The following is a 10,074-nucleotide window of genomic DNA, read 5'->3' as shown; positions in this document are numbered from 1 at the left end:
GAGATCGAGATCATATCTGGCAAACTCTCTTTCCTGACGTGCCAGAGAGGAGGAGGCACACCATTTTGCTTTGTATGCTTCTATTCTTTTGTTCTCAGCAATCGGATATTGTATCGGGATTTCCGCTGATAATGCTTCGCTTCGTACTTCCAGTGGCGTTTTGCAATGGAATCTTTCCTGCAGTCTTTCTTCGGCATAAAACTTTATATATTTGTCGATTGCCGAACGTAAAGATATCTCGTCGGTTATCTTATACATACAATACATCTCTGATTTGATAATCCCCCACAATCCTTCAGTAGGACCATTATCAATGCAGTGTCCAACACGGGACATAGACTGTTCCATGCCTTGTTCTCGAAGCCTTTTCTGAAATATTCTGCGCGTGTACTGAAAACCTCTGTCAGAATGAAAAATCGGCCTGGCATCCGGATTATCTTTGAGAGCCTTATCGTATGTGTCAAACACGAGCTTATTGTCATTTCTTCCGCTTATGACATACGCAACTGGAAATCGATCATATAGATCAAGGATGACACTGAGATATAGTTTCCTGCCAGTCTCAGGAACCTTGAATTCCGTAACATCCGTAACCCATTTCTCATTAGGTTTCGTTGCATTGAATTCCCTCTTCAGCTTATTTTCCGCTGTTGTCTCCGGTCTGGACGACGGGTATTTCTTCTTCTTTTTACGGATAATAGAATGAATTCCCAGCTTCCTCATGATTCTGTGAACCCTGTTCCTGCTGTAGCTGGTGTGATTGAAATGGTTGATCCAGCTTGTCATCCGCCTGTATCCCAAGATATGTCCGAACCGTTCGTCATACTCCTTTATCAGTTCTGCCAGTTTTGTGTTCTCGGATTCCTGCTCTGGAATTGTCCGGTGCAGCCATTTATAGTAAGCAGCGTGTGATATGCCCAATTGTTTGCACATCCAGTTGACACTCCATTGCTTTTTTTCGTAAAAATATTTTATTGCCTGATATTTTGATTCAAACCGTAGTTTTCCAAGCCTCACATTCTTTCGAATTCCTTCACTTTTTTTAACAGTTCCGCCACCATATCTTTTTCTTCAAGCTGGCGCTTTAGTCGCAGGTTCTCCCGGCGCAGCCGTTCCAGTTCATCTACTTCATCATCCGTTTTGTGGTGCCCGCGTTTATCGGACAGTCCATCTTCCCCAACAGCATCATATTTTCTGACCCATGAGTACACCTGGCTATAAGAAACATCATATAGAGAAGCTGTTCCTTTATAATCACGGTTATGGGTAATACAGTATTCAACGATTTCCTTACGTTCAGCTAACGTTGTCTTTCTTCGTGCTTCTGCCATATAGACCTCCCTCTTGGGATCATAATCCCTAAGTTCTCTATTGGCATTATACAACGAAATCCATTTTTGTAGTGTTGCATGTGCAGGAATTCCATATCTGGCGCATAAATCGGTAACCGATCCTTCCCCGTTGATATACTTCCGAACCATTTCAATTTTAAATTCACTGGAATAGGAATGGTTAGCTGTAACAGGGCAGAGGGCTTTTATTCCCCCATTTTGATATGCCAGTATCCAGTCTCTTATAGTTCGTGTACTTTTTATAGATAAATCTACCATAATTTCAGAGACAGAACGTATTCCATTCAGATAATCCTCGACAGCAGAAATTTTTTCTTCAACCGTACACTTGGGTTTTTTTCCCATAAAAATACCTCCAACGTAGATTTTGGTTATTTACCTTGTCTACTTCAGAGGTATCATATCATTATATGGAGAGTGTTAATAATTACATCTACCTATTCGGAGGTGCGTTAGCGTCATAATTCCGGTTGCGGAAGAGACTGGAAAATGTTATTCTTATCATAGGCAGTGGAGCTTTCTTAGTTCAGTTGTTTCGTGTGGTAACTTAACAATAACGGATTATGGAAAGTAATTCCACTGCTTTTTTAATAAAAATAAAACTGCGCCACAGCCTTGGCAGGCCATCGCGCAGTGATTTTGTTCAATCTTAGTTTATCATTCCTGTTCTTATGTGTCAAGTTCTGTGCTTATCTTTTCCCACCATTTTTCCAAATTTGACTTATCCATGAACTAGTGCCTCAGAAAAGGAAATCAAACCACTTCTGACCGAATAAACCAATATAATGCTATCAACCCCCAAAATATCCTCTCACATTTCTCCCCATCTTCCGTTAAACTACATACACAAGCAACTAATACGGAGATTTTTCTCCACACTACACATTATTGAATAGAGAGGATTTTCGAATGAAAAAAGCACTTATCACCGGTATCACTGGTCAGGATGGCTCTTATCTTGCGGAGTTTCTGTTAGAAAAAGGTTATGAGGTTCATGGTATCACCCGTCGCGCTTCGCTTGCAAATACAGCTCGTATCGAGCACATTATGGATAAAATCACACTGCATGACGGTGACCTTTCTGATTCGTCATCGCTGATTCGTATTATCAATATTGTCCAGCCGGATGAAATTTACAATCTGGCTGCGCAGTCTCATGTACAGGTTTCTTTTGATGTTCCGGAATATTCCGGCGATGTAGACGCACTTGGTGTTCTTCGTATTCTGGAAGCATGCCGCATTCTTGGCCTTACCAAGAATACAAAGGTTTACCAGGCATCTACTTCTGAATTATATGGAAAAGTAGAGGAAGTTCCGCAGCGCGAAACAACTCCGTTCCACCCATACAGCCCGTATGCGGTTGCAAAACAGTATGGCTTCTGGATCGTGAAAGAGTACCGCGAAGCATACGGCATGTTTGCTGTCAACGGTATTCTGTTCAACCATGAATCCGAGCGCCGCGGTGAGAACTTTGTTACCCGTAAAATCACACTGGCTGCCGGAAGAATCGCAGAAGGTATTCAGGATCATCTGGAACTTGGAAACATGGACTCTCTGCGTGACTGGGGTTATGCAAAAGATTATGTGGAGTGCATGTGGATGATTATGCAGCATGAAACACCGGAAGATTTCGTCATCGCAACCGGCGAGCAGCATACCGTACGTGATTTCACCGAAAAAGCATTCGCTGCAAACGGCATTACCATCCGCTGGGAAGGCACCGGTCTGGAAGAAAAAGGCTACGATGCAGAAACCGGCAAAATGCTGGTATGTGTCAATCCGGAATGGTTCCGTCCGACCGATGTTGATAACCTCTGGGGCGATCCGACCAAGGCCAAAACCGTTCTTGGATGGAATCCGCAGAAAACAACGTATGCTGAATTAGTAGAAATTATGGCAAAGCATGACCGTCAGCTTGCAAAACAGGAAAAAGCCATGAACGCCGCACTTTAATTTAGGAGATGCAAAGATCATGATGGAAAAAAATGCAAAAATTTATGTAGCCGGACACCGTGGAATGGTTGGTTCCGCGATTGTAAGAGAACTGAAACGCCAGGGTTATGAAAATATCATTACCCGTACCCACAAAGAACTGGATCTCTGCCGTCAGGATGCTGTCGAGGCATTTTTCGCAGAGGAAAAACCGGAATATGTCTTCCTCGCTGCTGCAAAAGTAGGCGGCATCGTTGCAAACCAGGAAGCACTGGCAGACTTCATGTACGATAACATGACACTGGAAATGAATGTCATCCACTCTGCATGGAAAAACGGCTGTAAAAAACTGGAGTTTCTTGGATCCTCCTGCATTTACCCGCGTATGGCACCGCAGCCGATGAAGGAAAGCTGTCTGCTGACTTCTGAACTGGAAAAAACAAACGAGGCTTATGCACTTGCAAAAATCTCCGGCTTAAAATACTGTGAGTTTCTGAACCGTCAGTACGGAACTGATTATATTTCCGTTATGCCGACCAATCTTTACGGACCAAACGATAACTATCATCCAACCCACAGCCACGTACTTCCTGCACTGATCCGCCGTTTCCATGAAGCAAAGGTTAACAATCTGCCGGAAGTTACCTGCTGGGGTGACGGCTCTCCGCTGCGTGAGTTCCTGTATGTCGATGACCTTGCAAATCTCTGTGTCTTCCTGATGAACAACTATTCTGGAAACGAGACCGTAAACGCCGGAACCGGAAAAGAACTGACCATCAAAGAGCTGACAGAGCTTGTTGCAAAAGTAATCGGTTATAATGGAAAAATCAATTGGGACAGCACAAAGCCAAATGGTACTCCAAGAAAACTGCTCGACGTATCCAAAGCAACCGCTCTTGGCTGGACCTACAAAACCGAGCTGGAAGACGGCATCCGTCTCTCCTACGAGGATTTCCTGAACAACCCGATGCGTGCAGAAAGATAACGGAGAAACTTTATGAATATCGTTTTATTATCCGGCGGCTCCGGCCAGCGCCTGTGGCCGCTTTCCAATGATATCCGTTCCAAGCAGTTTATCAAAATTTTCCATACGGCAGATGGTGAACTGGAATCCATGGTACAGCGCGTTTACCGTCAGATCCGTACGATAGACAAGGATGCAACGGTAACCATCGCGACCTCAAAATCACAGGTTTCCGCCATCCACAATCAGTTAGGGGAAGATGTCGGCATCAGCGTTGAGCCTTGCCGCCGTGATACATTCCCGGCCATTGCGCTTGCCGCAGCCTATCTGAAGGATGTAAAGGGAATTTCCGAGGACGAACCTGTCGTTGTCTGCCCGGTTGACCCTTATGTGGAAATTGATTATTTTGATGCCTTAAAAGACCTCGGTGCCCAGGTTGCTTCCAGCAATGCCAACCTGGTTCTGATGGGTATTGAACCGACCTATCCAAGCGAAAAATACGGATACATTATTCCAGACACCCCGGCTCCTGTCAGCACGGTGTCGATGTTCAAAGAGAAACCGACCAAAGAAATTGCAGAACAGTATATTTCCCAGGGTGCTCTTTGGAACGGCGGTGTTTTTGCTTTCCGTCTTGGTTATGTTCTGGATCGCGCTCATGCATTAATTGATTTTGAAAACTACGAAGATCTTTTCAGCAAATATGAAACGTTAGACAAAATCAGTTTTGATTACGCAGTGGTAGAACACGAGGACCGTATCGAAGTGATGCGTTTCTCCGGCATGTGGAAAGATCTTGGAACTTGGAATACTCTGACTGAGGCCATGGACAGCCACAATGTCGGCGAAGCACTGTTTAACGAAACCTGCAGAAATGTGCATGTAGTCAACGAGCTGAATCTTCCCGTACTCTGTATGGGGCTGAAAGATATTGTAGTTTCCGCAAGTCCGGACGGCATCCTGGTTTCCGATAAAGAGCAGTCCAGTTACATCAAGCCCTTTGTCAATACACTAAATCACCGCGTTATGTTTGCAGAAAAATCCTGGGGCAGTTTCCGCATTCTGGATATCGAAAAAGAAAGCCTTACGATTAAAGTAACTTTAAATCCGGGTCATCAGATGAACTACCACAGTCATGATTTCCGGAATGAAGTCTGGAACGTTATTTCCGGCACAGGACGTGCCGTGATCGACGGCGTTGTTTACAATGTTCACGCCGGTGACACCCTGCAGATGAATGCAGGCAGCAAACACACCATTTTTGCTGATACGGAACTGCAGATCATTGAAGTCCAATTCGGAAAAGACATCAATGTACACGATAAACATAAATACGATCTGCCGTCCCTTTTCTAAATTGTAATGAAAAACCGCAAACCATTTTCTGCCCGATCTGCTGAAAATGATTTGCGGTTTTCTGTTTTACCATTTTTTCCGGTATTCTCCCGGACTCATTCCTTCTATTTTTCGAAAACGGCGCGCCAGATAATTTGCATCATTCATTCCGATTGCGGCACTGATTTCATCCACCGTCATATCAGTAAATCGAAGCAGATTTTTCGCCTGCGTAATCCGTCTCGTTTCCAGATAAGAAATGATTGTCACACCATATGTTTCTTTAAATATCTTCGTCAGATAATATTTATTAATATAAAACTTCTGTGACAGCAGTTCCAGTGTAATATGTTCCTTATAATTTTCATCCAGATAACTTTTCACCTTTTCCATGCTCATCCGTTTTCTGGCATGCGCAGCGCGTCCCTGTTCCGGATGCCAGGAATTCTTCATCAGAATCCAAAGCAGGCGGTTTAAAATCTCATTAATTTTCATATCCCGCACATAACTGTCCGATCCTGCCGCAGAATACAGGTCTGTCATAACTTCTACCAATTCTTCCATTTCCTTGGGATGAAAAACCGGCTGTCCGCCGCGCTCCTGATACTTTTTGTAAATATCAGGCATGGTATGACCGTAAAAATGACACCACTGCAAGGTCCACAGATCTGCCGATGTCGCATGGGAATACGGTTTTCTGCAGTCGATGAAAACACAGTCTCCGGAATGCAGTGCATACGTTTTCCCATTGTAATTCAGCTCTCCTGACCCCGATGTTACCGAAAAGAACAGATACGAAGCCAGATGCTCTCGATGAGACGTATGCGCCGCCAGTGCATGGAGCGAACCTGTTTCCTGTAAATACAGAAGTGAAGTTCTGGCAAATTCCGACGGTGTATATAAAATACGCTGCGACGACACCGAATGGGACGACGAAGCAAAATATTCCATTCCTATCTTACCACACCTTTTTTCAGAATCATATTGGCATACTGTGCCGTCTCACCCGTTGCCACAACACAATAGGCTTCTTTTGCACGCTCATAGTAGGCAAAGCGTTCCATCGTATGTACTTTTGCTTCCGGTTCGTATCGATTCAGAACCGCTTTATACTCATCCCAGATCGGCGTCTGAACCGGATCTCCCGGCACCACTTCCATCAGTACAAAATGATCCTCATCGTACTGATCCAGCGGGAACAGCTGCAAAACAGCATCCAGCAGCTCCACTGCACCGATTCCGTCTGCACGTACAATTCGTTTTCCTGTACTGACCGTTGGAAAATTCGCATCGGCAAATACAATCTCATCTCCATGTCCCATTTCATCCAGCACCTTTAACAGTTCCGGTGATAATAACGGTGATATTCCTTTTAACATTCTTTTCCTCCTCCTACGCCAGTGAACAGCTCCATACATCTACACCGCTGTCTTGGAAAACTTCACGCAGCCGTTTCCGCACATCTTCCTGTGTTACGCCCTTTTTCAGCACAACCTGAAGGAAACCGCCTCCGCCGGCACCGCAAATCATCTTTCCGTCAATCAGGTCTTCTACGGAATGGAAGATCATATCAATACACGTATTCGTGCAACTCGCATCCAGTTTCTTGGATAATTCCCAGTGCTGATTCAAAAGCTCTGCAAATCCATCGATATTGCCTTTTTCCAGTTCAAACCGCATCAGAACCGCCGTCTGCTGAATCGCATATAAGACATCCACCGCATCCTCGATTCCTCCGACATATCGTCCAACGACATCCCGCAGCAGATTTCTTGCCAGTCTGCGCTGTCCGGAATAGATCAGGCAGAAACGCTCGTCGAGTTCTTTTCTTGTCTTTTCACTGATTTTGCACGGCACACACGTAATTCTCTGTCGAATTGCCGGTTCACTCGAAACCATCTTAATTCCCGGTGCCAGACCTCCGACCTGATCCTGCCATCCGCCGCCGGTAGACATAATCTGTTCCATGCAAAGAACACGGTCATACAGCTCTTCGTCTGTTACCTCTTTTCCCAGCATCTCATACAGCGCTTTTACACAGGCACCCGCCAGAATCGAAGATGTTCCAAGGCCGGAACCGCGCGGGATATTGATGACCTGCGTGGAAAGATACAGGCCGCTTCCCAGATTTTCCGTGATTTCCTGCACGGAAATCGGATCCTTATATGGAATCACGCCGCAGGCAATCAGTGCCGCTTTGTGCAGGGCAAACGGATCGTATGGATTGCTGGAATCCTGTAAACTGGAAATATCGGTAAAGGTCTGCTCGGCACCACTGTCCGCACTTGCGAGAACAATCACCGGTTCGTCGACTTTCTTAACCACAACTTCGATCGGGCAGTTTCCGTCCAGCATCACAGCCGCATTCAGTACAGTTCCGCCATGTTCCATGCAGTACGGCGGTGTATCACTCCAGCCGCCTCCCCAGTTCACACGGACCGGAAGATTTACGGTAACCTGATCTTTTCCCATTTTCGCATCGGCATCATAGCAAAGACCTTTTACAGCTCCGGCAAGAATACCGCTGCTGATGGTCGCAAAGCAGGAGTCCATATACTTTTCATCAAAACAGGACAGAACATAATAAATTCTGATCTTTCTGCTGAACTGATCAAGCTCTGTCTCGCTTAATCTCTGTGCTTCTTTCAGCAGTTCACCTTTCACCCGCTCTGAGATACCATCCCGCATCTGCTCAACCAGTCTGGTTAAATTTTCCTTTCGATCAATTGCCTCCAGAATTTCTTCCAGTTCTACTTTATCCGATACCTTCTCCTGCCACGGCAGCAGTGCAGAAAGATCTGCTTGGTTAAAGCTGTCTTTCAGTGAAATCGCATCTTCCCGAATCGGAAAACCTTCTCTCCAGGCTTCCAGTGTCTGATGCACTGCCTCTTCCATTGAATCGCATACTGGATAAATCGCAGCTTCCCAGAGCGGCATCGGCAATGTTTTTCCAAACAGCAATGCTTCCTTCGGATTGTCAGAAACACCGTACATGCGGACAACAAATTTTCCATTCTGCTGTTTCAGTCCATGCAGAACAGTATGCGCAGGAATCGTCTGACCATCTAATGTCACGCCGGAAATCACACACTCTTCACCTATCTGTGACTTATTGCGAATCATACAGTCTTCCAGGTAGCTTCCCTTTCCAATCTCTGCATTCGGGCTGACGTAACTGTTCGAAGCTGCAAAATCCGCTTCCTCCCGATTCGTGTTGATGTTCGATGTCCATCCCAGATAATAGAATTCATCCATCCGCTCTGTCATAAGCTCACGCAGTTCTTTTGTCGTACCAAAGTGGATAAATGCAGCCGGTGACATTCGAATCAGTTTCATCTGATACGGATGCAATACACTCCACAACTCCGTTCTGCACTGTTCCAGTTCCGGCGTAAAATCACCTTCCGGTGTTTCTTTATAATACTGCTCCAGCGTAGAGTCTGATGCCAGAGGGTAGAGAAAATCAGCATAAAAGGAAAGCCGGGTACTCTCATTCACATAAGCTGCAAATTTTTCTTTCGTATCCACCAGCTGGTACAGCGCCTGCAGCATCTCACTGTTGAAGATTACCGCTCCTGTATCGATATCTACATTTCCCTGATCATCCGAAGCTCCCAGTTTCTGCAGCTGCTCCACTGTTTTTTTGTGCAGGAAACCACCTACATTTCCTTCGCTGTCAACCCGGTAAACACCGTGATTTTTTCCGATCTCCGCCGGCTCTTTAATCGAAAGCGCCGCTGCACCTTTGCCATAAAAATCAATCTGCAGCGGATTGAACAGCAGCAGCACATCGCCGGAACACACCAACATACCAGCATTCATCCGTGCGGCCACACCACTCATGGAAATCATAAATTCATCAAACAGAGTAGAACGTTTTCCATTCGGCAGAACACGTGGCACCGGTGAAAATAACTTTCCGCAGGCAGAATACTGCGGCACCCGCTTACTGTCACCGCCGGAATGGATCACCAGAATCCGCTGATTTTCGAATGAACCTGCATTCTCATGAACGTAACGCAAAACATTCAGTGTAGCGCCGCCGCTTCCTACCCGTTTTCCGTCCGGATCCGGAAGCACTGCATAATGCGTCGATGCCGGAAGCATATTATGATCCAGACGATACTGAATCTGTGTACGGTATGATGCAGCCTGTTCCTCATTGGAAGCTGTAAGAATCACGTAATCCCATAATGGCAGCTTCGGCGCTTCCAGAAGCGCGGTATACTGGTTTGTGCAGTCGATGTAGGACTGCTGTAAAAATAGAGTTTTGTGTGACATGTCTTTTCTTTGTTCCTTACTTTATCATTGTAGTATTAATTTCTGTCCCTCTCCAGGGCACGTTGTTTTCAAAATATATGTTGAAACACTTGTAATTTAGTATATCATAGATTCCGTCAAAAATCTTCCTTTTCTTATTACATTTATTATTTAACGCCTGTATTTTGTAAGTGCAAAATAATTCGACGGATTGTGTTGCCCTAAAAAATA

At 45.2% G+C, this 10,074-nt stretch carries 8 protein-coding genes; 3 read left to right on the top strand and 5 right to left on the bottom strand.

What is annotated here, in order from left to right; genetic code table 11:
- Together DWY63_RS17690 and DWY63_RS17685 are read right to left on the bottom strand one after the other, a co-directional pair.
- A partial coding sequence (locus tag DWY63_RS17690; RefSeq protein WP_117802748.1) for an IS3 family transposase occupies positions 1–1,017 on the bottom strand: 1,017 nt, incomplete at its 3' end.
- On the bottom strand, positions 1,014–1,697 hold the full coding sequence (locus DWY63_RS17685) for a helix-turn-helix domain-containing protein (RefSeq protein ID WP_117802747.1): 684 nt from the start codon (positions 1,695–1,697) through the stop codon (positions 1,014–1,016). The genes DWY63_RS17685 and DWY63_RS17690, both read right to left, overlap by 4 nt.
- A 564-nt stretch (positions 1,698–2,261) precedes the next feature.
- Here DWY63_RS17685 and gmd point away from each other — a divergent pair.
- From gmd to DWY63_RS17670, 3 genes are read left to right on the top strand one after another with little or no spacing between them, the layout of a single operon-like run.
- Positions 2,262–3,305, top strand: a complete 1,044-nt coding sequence (gene gmd, locus DWY63_RS17680) for a GDP-mannose 4,6-dehydratase (protein ID WP_117802746.1) — start codon at positions 2,262–2,264, stop codon at positions 3,303–3,305.
- Positions 3,306–3,327: 22 nt separating this feature from the next.
- The gene (locus DWY63_RS17675; RefSeq protein ID WP_334291844.1) at positions 3,328–4,269 is read left to right on the top strand and encodes a GDP-L-fucose synthase family protein; all 942 of its coding nucleotides are present in this window, start codon (positions 3,328–3,330) and stop codon (positions 4,267–4,269) included.
- 12 nt (positions 4,270–4,281) lie between these two features.
- Positions 4,282–5,604: a sugar phosphate nucleotidyltransferase gene (locus tag DWY63_RS17670; protein ID WP_117802745.1), complete on the top strand. Its 1,323-nt coding sequence runs from the start codon at positions 4,282–4,284 to the stop codon at positions 5,602–5,604.
- 66 nt (positions 5,605–5,670) lie between these two features.
- On the opposite strand, the gene DWY63_RS17665 is transcribed toward DWY63_RS17670, so the two are convergent.
- Genes DWY63_RS17665 through DWY63_RS17655 form a run of 3 tightly spaced genes read right to left on the bottom strand, consistent with a single transcriptional unit; the run spans position 5,671 to position 9,864 of the window.
- Positions 5,671–6,534, bottom strand: a complete 864-nt coding sequence (locus DWY63_RS17665; protein WP_117760955.1) for an AraC family transcriptional regulator — start codon at positions 6,532–6,534, stop codon at positions 5,671–5,673.
- A gap of 2 nt (positions 6,535–6,536) precedes the next feature.
- Complete coding sequence (gene fucU, locus DWY63_RS17660) at positions 6,537–6,962, bottom strand: L-fucose mutarotase (RefSeq protein WP_055228359.1); 426 nt, start codon at positions 6,960–6,962, stop codon at positions 6,537–6,539.
- A 13-nt stretch (positions 6,963–6,975) separates the two neighbouring features.
- On the bottom strand, positions 6,976–9,864 hold the full coding sequence (locus tag DWY63_RS17655; RefSeq protein WP_117802744.1) for a fucose pyrophosphorylase domain-containing protein: 2,889 nt from the start codon (positions 9,862–9,864) through the stop codon (positions 6,976–6,978).
- Between the last annotated feature and the right edge of the window lie 210 nt (positions 9,865–10,074).

Origin of the sequence: Blautia sp. AF26-2, assembly GCF_003460955.1 — a bacterium.
Lineage (GTDB): Bacteria > Bacillota > Clostridia > Lachnospirales > Lachnospiraceae > Fusicatenibacter > Fusicatenibacter saccharivorans.
The sequence above is the reverse complement of the archived record's forward strand: the minus strand, read 5'-3'. Positions and strand labels throughout refer to the sequence as shown.